This is a genomic window from Paenibacillus sp. FSL H7-0942 (genome assembly GCF_045040715.1).
GTDB lineage: Bacteria > Bacillota > Bacilli > Paenibacillales > Paenibacillaceae > Paenibacillus > Paenibacillus amylolyticus.
Window position 1 is genome coordinate 4,703,151 of record NZ_CP150279.1, and the last position, 15,809, is coordinate 4,718,959.

Consider the following 15,809-nt stretch of genomic DNA (forward strand, 5'->3'; position numbering starts at 1 on the left):
AAAGTGTCCGTGTTTAGGTACCAAATTACTGCACGTATGTCTTTTTATTGATCCATGCAGATAATCTATCTATTCTCGTCGTCATTCCAATACAAATCATGCACCTTGTTCATCTTCAGACATCATCCCAGTTTGATTAATTACTCCAGATATCCACTTTCATCTGTGCACATTTGAAATACTTAGCCTCGGCCTTACTTGTAGTCAGTTTTAACAGACATTGCAGTTCTCCATGTTGGAACAACCCACCGCTAAGGTCAGCAGCAACACCGCCATATTGATCATCCGCACCAAGCCATACGGACGGTCTCTCGAACCCAGCTGAGAACTGTAACCCTGTACAGAGCAGCACAGTGAGATTCTTACGGTTCTGTGCTTCATCTCCTGCTACGCCATGTGTGGTGAAGAACACCATATTTTGATTAAAATCCGTGTACGTTCCATCTGCTTTATAGGCACGGACCATACCATACTTCTGATTTACGTTTTGAAAAAAGGTGATTCCGGCCTTGCTATCCTTTGATTTAATGCCAACCTGAACTGAGATTCCAATGTTCCCGTTTAATTGTAGCGCTTCCAAAGTGATTGCAATTGCGGTTACTTTCGAGCTGTCAATCAGATGTTTCATTTTCAACTCTGCCGTGGCTCCTGCTGTTGTCGGTGTTGTAACGGTTATGGTTCCTCTGTCGGGCAAAGGCTCAAACGTAGGGTTGCCCACCACCTCCACCCAATCCGGTAACGTTCCGTAAAGAAAATCGGCCACAAGCTGTTTGTGGACCTTTCCAAAGGGCACGATCTGACCCGCTGCATCACGTATAATCATCTTTACACCCCCACCGAATAGGCTACACCGATATTATGATCGGTATTATAATACACGTACACTACACCGTCCATAACGGACACCATCAAGGATTGCATGTTGGTCGTTTCCCAAGTCAATGCCGGAAAATATATATCTGTAGGTTTGTCCAGCAGTTGACGAAAGTCTGCGCTGATCTTGGCAATGGCAGGCCGAGCTACAGTCGTAACCCCACCGGAAGCATAAGCCGATAACATGCCCAGCCACCACATGCTCCCTTTGTACATAAATACACCAGCATTGGGTCTCGAAATGTTTTCTCCTGCACTTAAAGTGGCATCATTCCCACCCATTAATGGTCTTGGATCAGCTAACCAGCTACGTCCGTCATGCGAATGCCAGATACATTTACGACCAAAGTCCCCACCGCCCATCACTGAGAAACCGATCCATTTGCCACCATTTCTGAAACACGAGAAATATCCGGTATGACCATCACCTGGGAACCCGGGAGGTTTGTCCAAAATCAAACCCACTCTTGTCCAGTTAATCATGTCTACAGAGGTCGCAAGTGCCGTTGATTGATTGATCCCCAGTCCGTTTTGTTGATAATACATAAAGAACAATTGTTCTTCATCGTTCCAGATCACAAATGGAGTTTCCGTCGAATTCCCAACCACAGTATCGAGATACACCTGTCCGTGTTTGGTCCATGGTCCTGTCGGGCTGTTCGAGTAGGCTAGTCCAATTCCTCCGATGTGATTATGGTTGGTAGAATACGTAGCATAATAATCTGCTTTTGCATCAGGGATAAGCCCCTTTACTTTGATCGCCCGAAACCAATAGATTGATTGAAGGCCCGCCATTGCAGCGGTATACATAGGATTGTCCATTTTTTTATCAAATTGAGGCGTGTACATTCGTCTGGTTTCTGCATCGCAATAATCATAAGGCGCAACGGCCCTGTTTGCCTTCATCGCTGCGTCGAGTGCTGTCTGAGCAATATTTTCAGTCATAGACATGGGAACTCAACTCCTTTGTGAACAAGGTATTACCAATTACCGGTCGCGAATATAAAACATCCGAAGTGTCCCTTAATAGGATTGAAAAATCAACAACATTACCCTCATTCGCAGTCGGCTCCTGAGTAATACAAATGATAGGACAAATTCTAGCATTATATGAATACGCTTTCATTTTGTTCATTCCTTTATTTCCTTTACAGTTGTAATCAGCAACTGTCCCTTTCATTGGTACGCCCGGATAATGTTGATCCTTCATATTAATCCCTCCTATTGTTTTCTCCCGATAAGTATATTCATGAAGTTGCCTTTCTGTTAAAGCATTATGCCCATCTTGCAGCCTATTATTCTAAGTCTGGTTTTCATATAAAACATAAACAGGCTAACCAATACAAATTGGCTAACCTGTTTGAACGAAGAAACTGCAAAACCAATTACTTATTACTCCGCAAAAAGTGAAGATATGGGATTCGCAACTTTTTTATTGGATTTCTCCTTGCCTTGGTTATCCAATACATAGTACTGGTAAAAGTCGTTAGTGAATCCGATAGACTCCTGTATTTTCAGCTTAAAAGCTTCAAATGCCGCATCACTCAGATGATCCTCATTCCAGAAATAATGAAGCATCAATCGATTCTGGTTATAGGGATGTTTGATAACATATGCACCCGCGGCGAGAGATTGATTCATGGTATTTTTCCAAGGAAAACCCGTCTGTTTCGTTCGATCAATAATGTTAAATTTTAAAGCCTGCACCAATCCGTTTGACTTGGCGTTGCCAATGACAATAAGGTTGCTGTTGCCGATCTCTTTTTTCATCTTTTGCTTCAGTTCCTTGCGATCCCTTATAATGTCGTATCTCATACCAGTCATATCAAGGAATCCGGTCAACTGATTAACCATATCTTCCTGCTGTTTAGTTGCAAGTTCACTCACCTGATCGCTGAGCACAATGGTTAATTCCTCGCCTTGAAGGGCTTTGTCCATCAATCGATTCATCACTTCATAAGGCAGATCAGGGATCATGCCCATGACAGCCTGATATTGCACTTGTAAGACATCATGCACATAGGCGGCGGTCTCTTCCTGTGATAATTGGTATTCCGGCTTTAAGACAAAATCAGGCTGATATAGGGCCATCTGCATTTCTGAACGTACTTCTTTACCAAGCACATCTTCAATGGTTTGAAGCAGCCCCTCTACCGTTGCATTTTGGTACACGTAGCGTTTGAAATATGTCCTCATCAACTCGTCAAATTTCTCTTCACCGACGGAACGGTAAAGCTGATAGATCGCTTGTCTTCCCTTCTGATAATACACCAAACCGGCCAAATCCCCAGCTTCATCGTTTGTTGACGCAATCGCCATATCTACGGGCGCAGTATCAAACTGTATGGATCTGAACCCATTTAGCTTGTCTCCCTGTTTCTCGGCAAAATACACCATGGAGAAATCGGCAAAGCCTTCATCCAGGAAGGATTCTGTCTCCGAGTTATTACCGATCAATGCATGGAACCACTGATGTGCTATTTCATGAATAAATGTTGTGTCTTCTTCTGGAATAGCACCATTTTGAATCTGTCCCATCTGGATGAGCCTCGCGTACTCCACGGCAACGCCTTGTACATACGTCTCGACAATTCGGAACTCTGGATAGGGATACTTGCCATATTTCTCACTATAAAAATCGATGACCTTGAATGCCTGATTAATGTACCGGTCAACTATCTTTTTCTTGGATGGATCATCGTTATAATAGTAGTATTCCACCGTCAGACCGTTACGGGTAACACTCTCCAATTGAAGGTTTGGACTAGCAAAGAATACAAACTCCCTTGTATTCTCGGCCACAGCAGACACAATCTTACGACCATGTTCTGTACTGTCTTGAGTGGTGATCGTGCCCGGCATGGCTACCTGATACTCATCAGGAACATTGAATTGAACTTCAAAGTCCGATGAGGTGTAATAATCGCTCTCAAATGTTCGACTATACGGCGCCTTGTTCCATTGATGCTTAACCTCGTCATATACAGACATCACCGGGAACCAGTGTGCACCATTGATCATGTCCTTGTAGTAGGAAACTCGCTGTGAGCCATAGGGTATATTCAACTGAAACTCCAGTTGGAATGATACTGATTCGCCTGGTTGTACGGGCTTTTTCAACTGCACGGTCAACGCTTGGTTTTCCTTATGGAAGTCCAGCGATTGGCTATCTGCGCTTACAGCCTGAATATCGATGCCACCCAGAAAGTCCTCCGCTGTCTTCTCCGGGTGATCTTCACTAATCTTCTCATTATGCTGTTGGTACATGCTCGCCTGTGTAGACTTGGAAAGGTTTGCGTCAGCATATGTATGAAGGACCAGCTGTTGGAGTGCATCCTTGCTTGTGTTGCGATACGTTACCTTCTCGCTCCCCTGGATCGTCATGTCCTTCTCATTTAATCGAGCCTGAATCTGGTATTGAATCGGCGTCTGCTCTAAAGAGTCTTTAGGTGTGTTATATATCTTCGTAGATACAGGTGCTGGGCCTGCTTCCGCGGCAACAACCCCCATGTTGGCAAGTGGGCTTGCTGCCAGTATTAAAGCCAGTGTACCCGCGATCCCTACTCTGGCTAACTTTGATGTAAATGGGTTTGAATAATTCATAAGTTCTCTCCTTCTCCTGTTCTATGTTGACCTCAGAACCAAGTATAGAAGACGAACCTTACGCTGAATTTATGTTTTATTTAAGTTTTGTTTAAAAAGAGAGAAAAATGAAGCACTCGGAAACGTCTCATGTTTGTATGTGAAAAAAAAGAAAAGAAGCCTTACATCGTAAGGCTTCTCGTGTATGATCTGTAGTGGGCTCGAACCACTGACCCCTACCCTGTCAAATAAGTGAGCTCTTGATATCCTTACTCTCTCTGTATAGATGACCGAGTAATTCTTTTATTCCACCCTTGATTTCAACCAATATTTTATCTTTGCTAATGTAGACCACCTCTAGCAATGTGCTTAACATCATTTTCTTCTTTTCTGTAGATGCATTTGTAAATATCTCCCCCCAAACTGGGAGATCATCTTTTAGAGCCTCCATCTCTGATATCTCCATTTTTTTGGAGGATAACAATTGCTCTATTCCCTTAATGTCTTCAGTAGTTTTCTGAATTTCGTTTTCTTTTTTCTCGATAAGACCATTGAGCATTTCTGGTTTGAATGCGCTCTTACCCATTATAGATTTTGGAACCTCAGCGTTTAATGTCACAAGCTCCTCGTAGTTCTCTTCCAGTAAATTTTGCATTGTTTTTATTTTTTCCTCTTCTTCGTTAGAAACCTTCTTTTTTAATGATTCAATTTTTGATTGGAAATCTATTGTTCTGAGTTGACTTAAGTATACATCCACTCTTTCTAAGACTTGTCTCTCTACCTTCTTTGAAGAAAATGTTGCCTGTCCGTTACAATCCGTCTTTCCTTGCAATTTTCCACTACAACGGTAACTTTTATTCTGATTGTATCTGACTATTTCTCCATTAGCTGCTTTGTATTTATTTACAAATGTAGTCGTGGTCAATCTAGAATTACAACAACCGCATCTGGCTATTCCAGTTAAAAGTAAACTTCCTTTAGTGCTTATGGGAATGGAATTTTCATTTCTTTTTGGATTCTTAGGGTTCTTTTTATCCCTTATATCCTGTACACTATTCCAATCCTCTTCTGAAACTATCATTAATTCAGGGATTGGTTTTGAAAATATATCGTCTCCTTTTTCTTTTCTGTATCTCATTACTCCTTTGTAAATTGGATTCTTAAGTATAACGTTTACAGTAGGAGCACCCCATTGTTTTGCTTTTCTTGTCGGAACATTTTTTTCGTTTAGAAGTTTAGCTATTCTTAATTGTCCGTAACCTTCTTCAAGCACTAGTCGGAATATTTCTTGTACGATCTTTGACTCTTCTTCGTGCTTGCACAGTTTTTGCAGTGCTTTTCCTTTTTTATTTACATTACCGGAATCAACACTTTTATACCCGTAGGGAATACCTCCTCCCCTAAAAATACCATCTTCGACCATCTGTATATGTTTTTCGTTGACTCGTTCAGAGGTCTTCCTACTTTCATCGCTTGACTGCCAAAATCTTAAGTAGTTGACCATCCGATCGGTGTATGCTTCAATTTTTTGCTGACCTTCTATTACAGACCACATTTCTACCCCTTTGTTTACAAACCACTCAAGTACAAAGGGAGTCTCATCATCTTTTCTTCCAAGCCTATCAAACATAAATACCAACAAGACATCGAATAAACCATTCTCTGCATCCTCTTTAGCCTTTTGGATAATATCACGCTTCGAGGCAGGTACTTTAAAACCTGATACCCCTTTTTCGGTATATTCCTTAACTAGCTTCCATCCCTCTTGTTTCTCTACCATCTTCCTGCATGCTCGTTGTTGCATTGGAATATCGTTCCCGTCCATCTGACCTTTTGTGGACACTCGATATAGTGCCGCAACACGCTTTATTTGTCCCATTCCATCAACCACCATATCTTTTTTCTGTATTATTTTTATCGATAGTCGTAACTACTTTAACTGCTTAATTTTATCCAAATTGTACCATTAAGTATATTTATTATCAACAAAAACCACCTACACATATTATTGGAGGTAGCCATATTATTATATAAAAAAACAACTCCTCTTGAGATATAATTCTCAAAAGAAGTTGCCTTTAATTTTAAATATAGGACGAGTGGGGATCGAACCCACGACCCTTACCCTGTCAAGATAATGCTCTCCCGCTGAGCTATCGCCCTGTAATAATTAAGATGTATCCATTACGGTCATACTACTATCTTTAGCTGAGCTAACAGATCATGATATATAATTGTTTCCCAATCAAGTAACAGTATCATATCAAGTAACCGTGTTCATTGTCAATGATTTATTTGGTTATAATTCATCCGAAATGGTGCACAATAAAGGAAAGATTACCATTTACACAACGAGGTGAATTCCCTATGAGAAACTTAACAAAACGGTCAAAATCCAATAAATATACATTTACCAAATGCTTCTTTCTCTTTGCTGGGCTTATGATTCTCATTACTACCGTTACAGGTTGCGGCTTGGAGAGGGATGAACATACGGTACAATTCCAACAATTACAACAGCCCAATGAAAATGATGAATCTCTGCCCGTTTGGCTGGACGTATACTCCAAATCCGTAATTCAAGATGTGTATTCTCCGCGAGGAAGCAGTGAAGTCTTGCCGTGAAGGTTAACAGGTGAATTACTCGTCTTCATCCCACTTGCGTGAGTATGCTTTCTTCGTAACGAAATACAACAGAGTAATCATTCCCGCCGACATTAGTAATGTAATTACCATGATGCCTGTCATGCCCATCACTACCCCCTCCTCTCCCAATATGTTCCAGACTTCACTATACAGGAAAAACATTTTTTTGTATAATTCAGTCTGATATGTCGCGCAAGAGCAGAAAGAAGGAATGGAATTGGCAGCTGAGATTAGTTATGTATCGACAGAAGAACAACTGGAGCAAGCCCTGGGAATTCGCCATCACGTTTTTGTGATCGAGCAACAGGTGCCTGCCGAGATTGAGATTGATCAATATGATGTCATCAGCCCGGATGTGCATCATGTATTGTTAAGTACGGATGGCCAAGCTGTAGCCACAGGACGTCTGATCTATTACAGCAAGGATACGGCCAAAATGCAGCGGATCGCAGTGCTTGAATCTCATCGTTCATTTGGTTATGGACGTGTGCTTCTGCTCGCGATGGAGGAGCTGGCACGTGAACTCGGCTTATCCTATTCTGTACTGGATGCGCAGTGTCAGGCACAGAAATTCTATGAAAAACTGGGTTATGAAGTGATTTCGGAAGAACCTTTTTATGATGCAGATATTCTGCATGTTCGTATGAGAAAGAGCCTGTAATACCTCGACGTTGGCTGGTCTTATCAGCATATGGTGCATACTTCCGATGAATTCGGATAGGCTAATCAGGTAAGCAGATTCCTATCTCGTCATATAAGGAGAGTGTGACATCATGGATCAAACAACACGCGAGAGTTTCACAGCAGTACAGAAAAATGGTGACGGTGACCTGACAGCCTTTCAGACTTCAGCAGGACGTGTACTGGATTATCAGCAGGCACTTGCAGAAGTAAAGGCTGGCGCTATTGCCGGTGTGAATGTATTTAAAGGCAAGGATGGCGAAATGTACATTCGCGGCGATGCCGACGGTGACCCAACCAACAACCTGGACCAACTTCCCCATTTCTAAATAGATGCACATGTCGTATGTGTGACACAGTAAGCGCCGATCCGGATATCCGGGTTGGCGTTTTCTTATTAGAATTAATAGTCCGTAAAATATTTTACGGAATCACCGGAAGGTTGGCTTTTGCGAATCGGCTGTTGTGCCTGTTCCCATGCCTGCAAAATCTGTATCCCTTCAAGACTAGATCGGTTCTCCCACGCGATGTGCCCGGTGCGTTCAAGCTCCAGCAATGACTCATGAATGTAAGCTTTGCTTCGTCCCGTCTTGGTCTCCAGTTCATCCATACGCGGCAGCCTGCGCCGTTGTCCTGCATAGTTCACCATAATACGTAAAATCTTGCGTTCAAAGTCGTTCAGCATACTTTACCTCCCCATTAAGGTCCTTAACAGGACGCCATGCCAGAATACCTTGCTCCAGAAAGGTTCGGGGTGAGCCTTCTTTTCCCGCTGATGCTCTAATCATCCCGCCACGTACACTGTTAATTCGAATCTGTCGCTGCGTTATCTGCCCTGCACGATCCATGTAGACAAGCTCCACCATCTGGCCAATATATTTCCCTAGCATAATCATCCCTCCGATAAGAACGTTTGTTTGTATTTTATATTATATGCGAACATAAGTTCTTTATTCAATAGTAAAAAAAGGATTTTGTAAAATAAAAAAACCAGACTGCCTTAATAATTAAGGCAGTCTGGTTCAACCCATAGTATAGCTAATATGAAAACATGACTTGTACTGACCCAGTTCAGCAACGGATCAGTGTCGATCCGATTCCGAAAATTGTACTTTCTTTAATTGCTGTGTAGATGGATTAAAATCGACATTCACATAAACTGCGAATTGCTTGCCGTCTTTAGCACGAACCCATAGCTTGAACTGTTCCCGTGATTGATCCGCTGTTAGAGAGGTGCGACCGATATGCTTATAGTCCAAAATATCCACATTATACTTGGTCTGTGTTTCTTTGACCGCAATAATTCCCCACTTCGCATAATCAGGGATGGCGGCGCCTGTGCCTGATGTAATTCCGGCTAAGCTCAGAACTACCGACATGACGGTAACGATGAGCATTCTCATTTCACTCACTCCTTGGGACAATATGTTTCTGTTATATTGCCCGTCCGGGTTTCATTTTACACGAATAAACGAAAGATCCATGCCAGTGGCCGTAGGGAAAAAGGAACCACATGAACAAGTCGGTCAAACGAATCAGGAGGCTCCGTCCGGAAACTCATTCCCCAGTCACCCGAGAGAACGTGTTGTTGAGTCTGTGGTTCCTGAGGACGATCCAATCCGTATTTCTTTTCAAGTAACTGCCGTGTTTCTTCATCCACCTGAACTTCGTTTGTAACGACATATGCTGTGGCAGGCTCGCTGCTTATGTACATCTGAATCATTAGAAACATTACAATCCCAACTTTTTGTATCCAACGCTTGTTCATCTCTTACTCCTTTATGGATTCATGACTCTCTTCTCTTGTACGTGAAGACTCGTTTGAATGTTTGATTATACATAAAATTCACCATATTGGAAATAACAAATGGGAGAAGAGTTTAGGCATGCGTTATGCGATGCTTAAGTCCCATTTGGTTGATTTTTTGTTTAAAAAAACCAATAGACGTGTAATAGGCCATGACAGAGTGACTTAACGATCTGAAATTCTACACGATCTGCAATACCAATTTGAGGAGGTTACACCCGAATGTTCAAACGCTTGGATGAAATCCTAATTGAGATTCCCAATGTCGAGAAGCCAGATCCGAATGCTGCGGCAGCCATACAAGAATTACTCGGCGGCAAATTCGGAGAAATGTCAACGTTGAACAACTACCTCTATCAATCGTTTAATTTTCGATCCAAAGAAAAGTTGAAGCCCTTTTATGACCTGGTCATGAGTATTACGGCCGAAGAATTGGGTCATGTTGAGCTCGTGTCTCATGGCATCAATCACTGTCTGCGGGGTTCTACAGAATACAAAGAACCGGACGATACACCGCTAGGTTCCGTGAAGGATGCTCGTCTGTCGTATCACTATCTTGCAGGAGCACAAGGCGCAATGCCTTTCGACTCTATGGGTAATCCCTGGACGGGAGCAAACGTCTTCAACAGTGGCAACTTGGTCGAGGACCTGCTGCATAACTTCTTCCTAGAATGTGGCGCCCGTACCCATAAAATGAAAGTGTATGAAATGACGGATCATCCGGCCGCCCGGGAAGTGGTTGGTTACCTGCTTGTTCGCGGTGGTGTGCATGTGGTTGCTTATGCAAAGGCGCTTGAGATTGCAACTGGCGTAAATGTGACCAAGCTGGTTCCTATTCCTTCACTGAACAACAAAGCCTTCAACGAGGCTCGCAAATATGAAGAAAAAGGGGTACACACCAAGCTGTACACCTATAGTGATAAAGATTTCAACACGATCGGTCAGATCTGGAAAGGAACTCACCCCGAAGATGGACAACCTCTTGAAGTCATCCAAGGGATACCTGAAGGATTCCCGATTCCAGAAGCCCCTGCGGTCGAGGAAGAATTCGCACCAGGTATATCGCAAGAAGACTTCAAAGAGATTGCACGTCGTCTGAAGATGGCGGGGAATATTGCGGATTAAGGAACAATTGGTTTAACAGGTTCTTTCCCTATATATAAATTGTTAACTCTATGTTTAAGTGAAGCCCTTGAACCCTGCTGCTGAATGCAGAGAGGATTCGAGGGCTTTGTTATACTAAATTTTTGATACAATTTTATGATGCAAAATAAGTATGTTGGATGCACGTCATTTCCTGAGAATTTAGCTGTAAAAGTAAACCGAATCTCTGCTCACATCGTTAAACTTAGTTAAATTCCAACACCGATTCCTCACGCTGACTCATGACTTCAATCAACATATTGGCACCCAGGCGAAAACCTTGTGCAAACGCTGCTTCCGTATGCATGCCCTCACATCTGCCACACAAGTCAAATAACTGTTCAAGCTCACGGAATTCTTCCTCGCTTAATCGATTCTTCCACTGCTCTGTCAGAGCTGCAATCTGCCGTCCTAACGCTTGGTATTCAGGATGTGTCGGCATCATCATCTCATCCGGTCGAAGTCGTCCATTATATAATGCTTCTAATATCGAATTCATGTGCATCCTCCTGTATATCAATTCGCACCTCACTTGAATGAACGTTCTGCACATGGTAGGATATTTATGCAGTCGCTCATTCAACAAGTGATTGCGGGATAGGAAGCAGCGTGTTCTTCGTGGGACTAGCGCTGCTTCCTTTTTTATTTTTGGAGTTCGTCGTAAATCTTCTCAATCCCTTTGCGAACGATGTCTGATCGATTCGTATTCAGCTTCTCAGCCGAAATATCGAGCTTGTTCATAATTTCCTGATCAACACGAATTTTGATAGTTTCGCTTTTGGGATTGTCAGATAGCGGACGTCCCATCTTCTTGGCGGACATTGCTTCACCTCACTTTTTGTGCCAACAATAATAGTATAGTTGTTGTTGGCACAAAAAGTCAATTTATTCGCAAGACATGATTTCTTTTGTTATGGTTTGTGCGCCCCACAATGTACTTTTGTGTACTCCAAAGTTAACACCTAGTGAACAGATGACTTTAGATTAACTAAAGAGGCCAGCCAGTTCTTAGTTGACTAACCTTGAAAGAACCATGTGAGCATTATTATATCCCCATCCTATTCTGAGCTATCGTTTTTCGTTGGTTGAACGTTTGGGTAACCTTTCTTATATCCTTCTCCATTAGGCTTGCGGTGATGTTTGCTCTCGCCCTGGGCATTGATTACTCTCTGTTCATCATGTCAAAGATATCGTCAGCAGCTAGCTGAAGAGTTAGAACGAAATGTGGCGATTGCTCAGGCTAATTCTACAGCAGGGAGTTCGTTTAGGACTTTAAGATCTAATAATTTCCTGTGATAGTATAATCAAGAATATAACCTCTAGCCTGCTTCTAACAGAAAACCATTAATCATTATCAGATTAATGGCTCAAAATTTTGATTAATTAATTGGAATCCAACTTCAAATTTTCCTTAGACTTTCTTTTTTTGTAGACTATAAGATCTAAATCATCCCACCATCTTTTGTCCCAAAAATGATTAATTGCATTTATTAGTTCAAGGAGTTCTCTTGTGTTCGAACGTATAAGATCGTATTGCATTGTTGAGAATGTTTCTTTGGAATAATCTAGTATCCTTTTAAGTCGGTCTAACGGTGCAGGGTGTTGTTCACTTGGTTCAGTTGGATCAATAGCTTGCATTGAAATTAATATCATGTTTATAATCGGACCCATCAAACAATCAAAATCTATGTCAATTTCTTTATAATCAATTCCTACATTAAACATTAAATCTAAAGCTAAGTCGTCAGCTGAAAATTCTGAATCATGATAAATGTTCTGTGATGGGAACCCTGAAAATTTCCAAGGTTCACTCCCACTCGTGTGATTAAGCAAATGGTGCGCAACTTCATGCCCAACCACAAAAGTCTGTGCAGAACCAAAGGTCTTCCAGTACACAAATTGAAAATAGTCTCTATGCTTTTTATTAGGCAATTGAGTTTCTAAACCAATACTGATCTCATTTAAATCTACTAAAGCTCTTAATTTCATCACTAACAATCTCGATAGAGAAAGATCATCATCTATATGAACTCTTAAAGTACAAAGAGCAGCAAAAATATCAGAGAGAAGCATTAAAACAGTATCGAATCTAAGGTTGGATGTAATTAATAAACCATCGTAGTTCGGATCGGAATTATGTGCTATTGCATTAGCATCATCTGTGGTTAGTTTTTTACCAAAGTATATCTGTTTAAGCTTACTTTTTGTTTCTTGGTCTGCATTCTCTATAAATGTACAAATAATGTCATCAACTAATGTATCATTGCTGAATACAGGATATCTTTCAAGCAGAATTTCACCAACTTCGTTTAATCTCTTTCTAACAGCTGTCTCTGCGTCATGCTCACCTGTTATTTGTTTAAATTCCTCACCATATGAGTTTATAAAATTTTGTAGAAGTTTTTCGTTCTCCAAGAATAATAATGCCTTATGCTCATCTAAATTACTATGTTCATTCGGATTTTCTTCAAAAAATTTATTATGTATGTGTTTCATAACTTTTTCCTCCGACCTTAATAAGTGATACTGATATCAAACCTGTAATAAATTTGGTGTTACCGGATATATTATTTAACCATAATCACTTAATAATACAAGCTAGAAAGTGGATTGCCCTCGACTTTATTGAGTTTTCAAAGTATTACAAACATTAAAGAATGTAAAATCTGCATTAATCTATATTTGTCTAATTTTATATCCCCTCTCTTTTATACTCTGTATATCGGAAAAACAGTTATAAATAATGAACTATTTTAGATGATATGGATATAAATTAACACATTTTTACTTTCTAAGGGATATATCCTTGTCCCTGGACACTTGAACTTGTACCGTTTTCCGTATATTTCCCTTCATATTCCTGACGGTTCACTGTAAAACACAAAAACCGTCGATCTTTTCAGATTAACGGCTTCGAAAACTCAATCTGGACAATTCATTTCTAGCAATTTGATCTCCATCATGATTCTAATTTAGATAACTCTACCATTTTACTAACCTGCCGTGCACAAGAAAATAAAATGCTTTACTGCTTACATAATCTTAAACGTAGTACTGAATATAGCTTGCTTCATCAGGACTATTTTCATCTTCTAATAGGTCCACCTGAGTCAGAGCTTCTTTGTGCTCAAGTTCCGAAATAAGTTAAGCCCCTCTTCTCTGTAACGATAAATTAAAAAGCCGCTATAATAGCGACTTCTTCTTTGTTGTTTTGTTGACGTTTCTTTCTTGAAAGCTTCATATATGTTTAGGCGTAAGGATAGATCTCAGTTCCACCAACCCTGTGTATTTTGTTGATATTCCTTAGATGTAACAAATCCGACGACTAATTCTTGATAATACAATCCATTCTGTAATTGGTCAGTCCAAACTTTCCACCCAGCTTCTTCAGGTTCCCTTCTAAGAAAATGTTGATACATGCTTTTAGATAGCTTTCTACAATATTCTTCCGATTTAATAAAACCCGCTGCTACTTCAGACCGTGACATTCCATTTATCATTTTTTGCATCCAAAATTCTTTGCCTGACGGATCAGGTTCTCTATCTAGCAGCTTTGTATATAAGGAATTAATAAAAATGTTGTTTTCAGGGTAATTGTTTTTGTATTCAGGACTATTAAAAAAGTGAATCATAATCTGTTGTAAACTCATTGCTGTTCGGTATTCTTTCGCCCAAGAAGCTAATCCTGCTGGTTCAGCTTCACGTTCGAGAATTAAGTGATAGAGCTTACTAATTTCTATATTTGAGGATTCTTCCGAATAAACGAAGCCACGTGAGATATCAATTATACCCTTACCTTTGTAGAGTGCTTTAATCCATCCATCAAGTCCTTCAACATCAAATCGACGACCTAGAATATCTCTGTATAACGATGCAACCCAGATATGCTTTTTGTACACAAACCTAATTCCGGAGATATCATCGTTTGATAAATTAATCATCGCCGCATTGTAATATTTGTTCATAACTGTATTTGGAATCGAAGAATGTTCTAGCCCTAATGCATGTCCGATTTCATGCAGCGCAACAACAAATAAGTTAAATGTAGTCCAATTATCATCATCATCAAAATGAATCTTCCCAACGGATGGATAAAAAGCATGTGCTAAGGTATTTACAACCTTGCCTCCAACTGTCCGGCCAGTACCATCAAAAGCCGCTCCATCACCATGATCTTTAACATAAAATCCTATATTAAAGTCAGCAATTTGTGTTGTGCCTGTAACATCAATAAAAGTTAATGGTACAACAGCAGACCAAGCGTTAAATGCGTTAGTTATATCATTGGTTTGTGCACTACTCGTAATCGCAGTACTAAATTTTTCGATTTTAAAGCGTAGTGTAGATTGTTCCCAAACCGTTCCATAAGGGATGAAGTTTGATTGATCTGGTGTTGCACAAAACAACATTCCCTCAGTGGCAAGATCTCCACCATTTGTTCTTCTTATATTTGTTGTTTTCAATTATTTAACCCTCCTTTCGTATTACTATCCCCAGAAAAATATCGTATTATGTTCTTGTCTTTAGACATTTAAGCGAAGGAATATTTGATAATGAGCTTGCAGATTTAACTTTCAGAATGCTCATTTCAGAAACCCCAGCCAGCAACCCAAGGTATACAAAACAAAAAGCCGCAAATACTAGCGACTTTAATAACAGCTTCACTTAGCTCATTACTCTCTAAAAATGCCACTAATATTAGCGGCATCGTGTTGATATATTCTTGTCCCTTAAATCCTTTTTTAATTGTAGAAACACTAATTCGAAAACTCTTCAAGCTTATTCATCAACGCTTCGGCTTCTTTCAGCTCATTAGGCTCAAAATCATCTTTGTGTCTGTCGAATAAACGATGCGCTTCATTGTAATGCTGTTCAGCTCTATTTTCGAGTGTTTCTTTTATATATCTTTCATTTTTAATATTGTAAAGAACTGACTTGTCTTTGCTTTCTAGGCTTAACCAGCCGGTCAAAATATTCTCTTTAGATTCTGCTTCCCTAAGATTCCTTTTGTAGTGTGTCACAGTATACCTTAATTCCTCTAGTATTTCCGACGTAACTGACATATTACATTGCCTCC

18 protein-coding genes and 1 tRNA gene are annotated in these 15,809 nt (G+C 40.5%); 4 read left to right on the forward strand and 15 right to left on the reverse strand.

Annotated features, from left to right (window positions below):
* Positions 1–136: 136 nt before the first annotated feature.
* The 6 genes from MHI48_RS20915 to MHI48_RS20940 form a co-directional block, all read right to left on the reverse strand.
* The gene (locus tag MHI48_RS20915; protein ID WP_076328052.1) at positions 137–823 is read right to left on the reverse strand and encodes a hypothetical protein; all 687 of its coding nucleotides are present in this window, start codon (positions 821–823) and stop codon (positions 137–139) included.
* A 2-nt stretch (positions 824–825) separates the two neighbouring features.
* The gene (locus MHI48_RS20920; protein ID WP_076328053.1) at positions 826–1,824 is read right to left on the reverse strand and encodes a hypothetical protein; all 999 of its coding nucleotides are present in this window, start codon (positions 1,822–1,824) and stop codon (positions 826–828) included.
* Entirely contained in the window at positions 1,811–2,083 is a 273-nt protein-coding gene (locus MHI48_RS20925; RefSeq protein ID WP_076328054.1) for a hypothetical protein, read from the reverse strand. Before MHI48_RS20925 ends, MHI48_RS20920 begins: the two co-directional genes overlap by 14 nt.
* A gap of 182 nt (positions 2,084–2,265) precedes the next feature.
* The gene (locus tag MHI48_RS20930; RefSeq protein WP_076328055.1) at positions 2,266–4,476 is read right to left on the reverse strand and encodes a M1 family metallopeptidase; all 2,211 of its coding nucleotides are present in this window, start codon (positions 4,474–4,476) and stop codon (positions 2,266–2,268) included.
* Between the two features lie 223 nt (positions 4,477–4,699).
* Positions 4,700–6,349 (reverse strand): recombinase family protein, encoded by a 1,650-nt coding sequence (locus MHI48_RS20935; protein ID WP_405141653.1) that lies wholly within the window; start codon positions 6,347–6,349, stop codon positions 4,700–4,702.
* Between the two features lie 197 nt (positions 6,350–6,546).
* A tRNA-Val gene (locus tag MHI48_RS20940) sits at positions 6,547–6,618 on the reverse strand.
* A 204-nt stretch (positions 6,619–6,822) separates the two neighbouring features.
* On the opposite strand from MHI48_RS20940, the gene MHI48_RS20945 reads away from it, so the two are divergent.
* The 3 genes from MHI48_RS20945 (at position 6,823) to MHI48_RS20955 (ending at position 8,111) form a co-directional block, all read left to right on the forward strand.
* Positions 6,823–7,080, forward strand: coding sequence for a hypothetical protein (locus tag MHI48_RS20945; RefSeq protein ID WP_076328057.1), 258 nt, complete (start codon positions 6,823–6,825; stop codon positions 7,078–7,080).
* 238 nt (positions 7,081–7,318) lie between these two features.
* On the forward strand, positions 7,319–7,762 hold the full coding sequence (locus MHI48_RS20950; RefSeq protein ID WP_036614958.1) for a GNAT family N-acetyltransferase: 444 nt from the start codon (positions 7,319–7,321) through the stop codon (positions 7,760–7,762).
* A gap of 112 nt (positions 7,763–7,874) precedes the next feature.
* A complete protein-coding gene (locus tag MHI48_RS20955) occupies positions 7,875–8,111 on the forward strand; it encodes a DUF3892 domain-containing protein (protein ID WP_017687389.1) in 237 nt (78 codons plus the stop codon).
* A gap of 74 nt (positions 8,112–8,185) precedes the next feature.
* Here the strand turns inward: MHI48_RS20955 and MHI48_RS20960 are convergent, their stop codons facing one another.
* The 4 genes from MHI48_RS20960 to MHI48_RS20975 all read right to left on the reverse strand — a co-directional run bounded on the left by MHI48_RS20960 (position 8,186) and on the right by MHI48_RS20975 (position 9,550).
* Positions 8,186–8,467 (reverse strand): hypothetical protein, encoded by a 282-nt coding sequence (locus MHI48_RS20960; protein WP_076328058.1) that lies wholly within the window; start codon positions 8,465–8,467, stop codon positions 8,186–8,188.
* Positions 8,451–8,672, reverse strand: coding sequence for a hypothetical protein (locus tag MHI48_RS20965; protein WP_076328059.1), 222 nt, complete (start codon positions 8,670–8,672; stop codon positions 8,451–8,453). Before MHI48_RS20965 ends, MHI48_RS20960 begins: the two co-directional genes overlap by 17 nt.
* 192 nt (positions 8,673–8,864) lie before the next feature.
* Positions 8,865–9,185 carry a DUF3889 domain-containing protein gene (locus tag MHI48_RS20970; protein WP_036614744.1) on the reverse strand — a complete coding sequence of 107 codons (321 nt, stop codon included), beginning with the start codon at positions 9,183–9,185 and terminating at the stop codon, positions 8,865–8,867.
* Positions 9,186–9,241: 56 nt separating this feature from the next.
* Positions 9,242–9,550, reverse strand: coding sequence for a hypothetical protein (locus tag MHI48_RS20975; RefSeq protein WP_076328060.1), 309 nt, complete (start codon positions 9,548–9,550; stop codon positions 9,242–9,244).
* A 261-nt stretch (positions 9,551–9,811) separates the two neighbouring features.
* Between MHI48_RS20975 and MHI48_RS20980 the strand changes: the two genes are divergently transcribed.
* Entirely contained in the window at positions 9,812–10,714 is a 903-nt protein-coding gene (locus tag MHI48_RS20980) for a manganese catalase family protein (RefSeq protein ID WP_017687384.1), read from the forward strand.
* A gap of 223 nt (positions 10,715–10,937) precedes the next feature.
* Here the strand turns inward: MHI48_RS20980 and MHI48_RS20985 are convergent, their stop codons facing one another.
* The 5 genes from MHI48_RS20985 to MHI48_RS21005 all read right to left on the reverse strand — a co-directional run bounded on the left by MHI48_RS20985 (position 10,938) and on the right by MHI48_RS21005 (position 15,795).
* Positions 10,938–11,231, reverse strand: a complete 294-nt coding sequence (locus tag MHI48_RS20985) for a DUF6809 family protein (RefSeq protein ID WP_074095811.1) — start codon at positions 11,229–11,231, stop codon at positions 10,938–10,940.
* 143 nt (positions 11,232–11,374) lie between these two features.
* Positions 11,375–11,554, reverse strand: a complete 180-nt coding sequence (locus MHI48_RS20990; RefSeq protein ID WP_076328061.1) for a ribbon-helix-helix protein, CopG family — start codon at positions 11,552–11,554, stop codon at positions 11,375–11,377.
* Between the two features lie 561 nt (positions 11,555–12,115).
* A complete protein-coding gene (locus MHI48_RS20995; protein WP_076328062.1) occupies positions 12,116–13,228 on the reverse strand; it encodes a hypothetical protein in 1,113 nt (370 codons plus the stop codon).
* Positions 13,229–13,998: 770 nt separating this feature from the next.
* Positions 13,999–15,195: a DUF4214 domain-containing protein gene (locus tag MHI48_RS21000; protein WP_076328063.1), complete on the reverse strand. Its 1,197-nt coding sequence runs from the start codon at positions 15,193–15,195 to the stop codon at positions 13,999–14,001.
* A 294-nt stretch (positions 15,196–15,489) separates the two neighbouring features.
* Entirely contained in the window at positions 15,490–15,795 is a 306-nt protein-coding gene (locus MHI48_RS21005; protein WP_076328064.1) for a hypothetical protein, read from the reverse strand.
* Positions 15,796–15,809: the final 14 nt, after the last annotated feature.

What these genes read in the sequence shown, in the direction of transcription:
- MHI48_RS20925 (WP_076328054.1), bottom strand. Translation starts at nt 2,083, where the DNA reads ATGAAGGATCAACATTATCCGGGCGTACCAATGAAAGGGACAGTTGCT.
- MHI48_RS20960 (WP_076328058.1), bottom strand. Translation starts at nt 8,467, where the DNA reads ATGCTGAACGACTTTGAACGCAAGATTTTACGTATTATGGTGAACTAT.
- MHI48_RS20915 (WP_076328052.1), bottom strand. Translation starts at nt 823, where the DNA reads ATGATTATACGTGATGCAGCGGGTCAGATCGTGCCCTTTGGAAAGGTC.
- MHI48_RS20935 (WP_405141653.1), bottom strand. Translation starts at nt 6,349, where the DNA reads ATGGTGGTTGATGGAATGGGACAAATAAAGCGTGTTGCGGCACTATAT.
- MHI48_RS21005 (WP_076328064.1), bottom strand. Translation starts at nt 15,795, where the DNA reads ATGTCAGTTACGTCGGAAATACTAGAGGAATTAAGGTATACTGTGACA.
- MHI48_RS20965 (WP_076328059.1), bottom strand. Translation starts at nt 8,672, where the DNA reads ATGCTAGGGAAATATATTGGCCAGATGGTGGAGCTTGTCTACATGGAT.
- MHI48_RS20980 (WP_017687384.1), top strand. Translation starts at nt 9,812, where the DNA reads ATGTTCAAACGCTTGGATGAAATCCTAATTGAGATTCCCAATGTCGAG.
- MHI48_RS20985 (WP_074095811.1), bottom strand. Translation starts at nt 11,231, where the DNA reads ATGAATTCGATATTAGAAGCATTATATAATGGACGACTTCGACCGGAT.
- MHI48_RS20945 (WP_076328057.1), top strand. Translation starts at nt 6,823, where the DNA reads ATGAGAAACTTAACAAAACGGTCAAAATCCAATAAATATACATTTACC.
- MHI48_RS20955 (WP_017687389.1), top strand. Translation starts at nt 7,875, where the DNA reads ATGGATCAAACAACACGCGAGAGTTTCACAGCAGTACAGAAAAATGGT.
- MHI48_RS20970 (WP_036614744.1), bottom strand. Translation starts at nt 9,185, where the DNA reads ATGAGAATGCTCATCGTTACCGTCATGTCGGTAGTTCTGAGCTTAGCC.
- MHI48_RS20990 (WP_076328061.1), bottom strand. Translation starts at nt 11,554, where the DNA reads ATGTCCGCCAAGAAGATGGGACGTCCGCTATCTGACAATCCCAAAAGC.
- MHI48_RS20995 (WP_076328062.1), bottom strand. Translation starts at nt 13,228, where the DNA reads ATGAAACACATACATAATAAATTTTTTGAAGAAAATCCGAATGAACAT.
- MHI48_RS20975 (WP_076328060.1), bottom strand. Translation starts at nt 9,550, where the DNA reads ATGAACAAGCGTTGGATACAAAAAGTTGGGATTGTAATGTTTCTAATG.
- MHI48_RS20920 (WP_076328053.1), bottom strand. Translation starts at nt 1,824, where the DNA reads ATGTCTATGACTGAAAATATTGCTCAGACAGCACTCGACGCAGCGATG.
- MHI48_RS20930 (WP_076328055.1), bottom strand. Translation starts at nt 4,476, where the DNA reads ATGAATTATTCAAACCCATTTACATCAAAGTTAGCCAGAGTAGGGATC.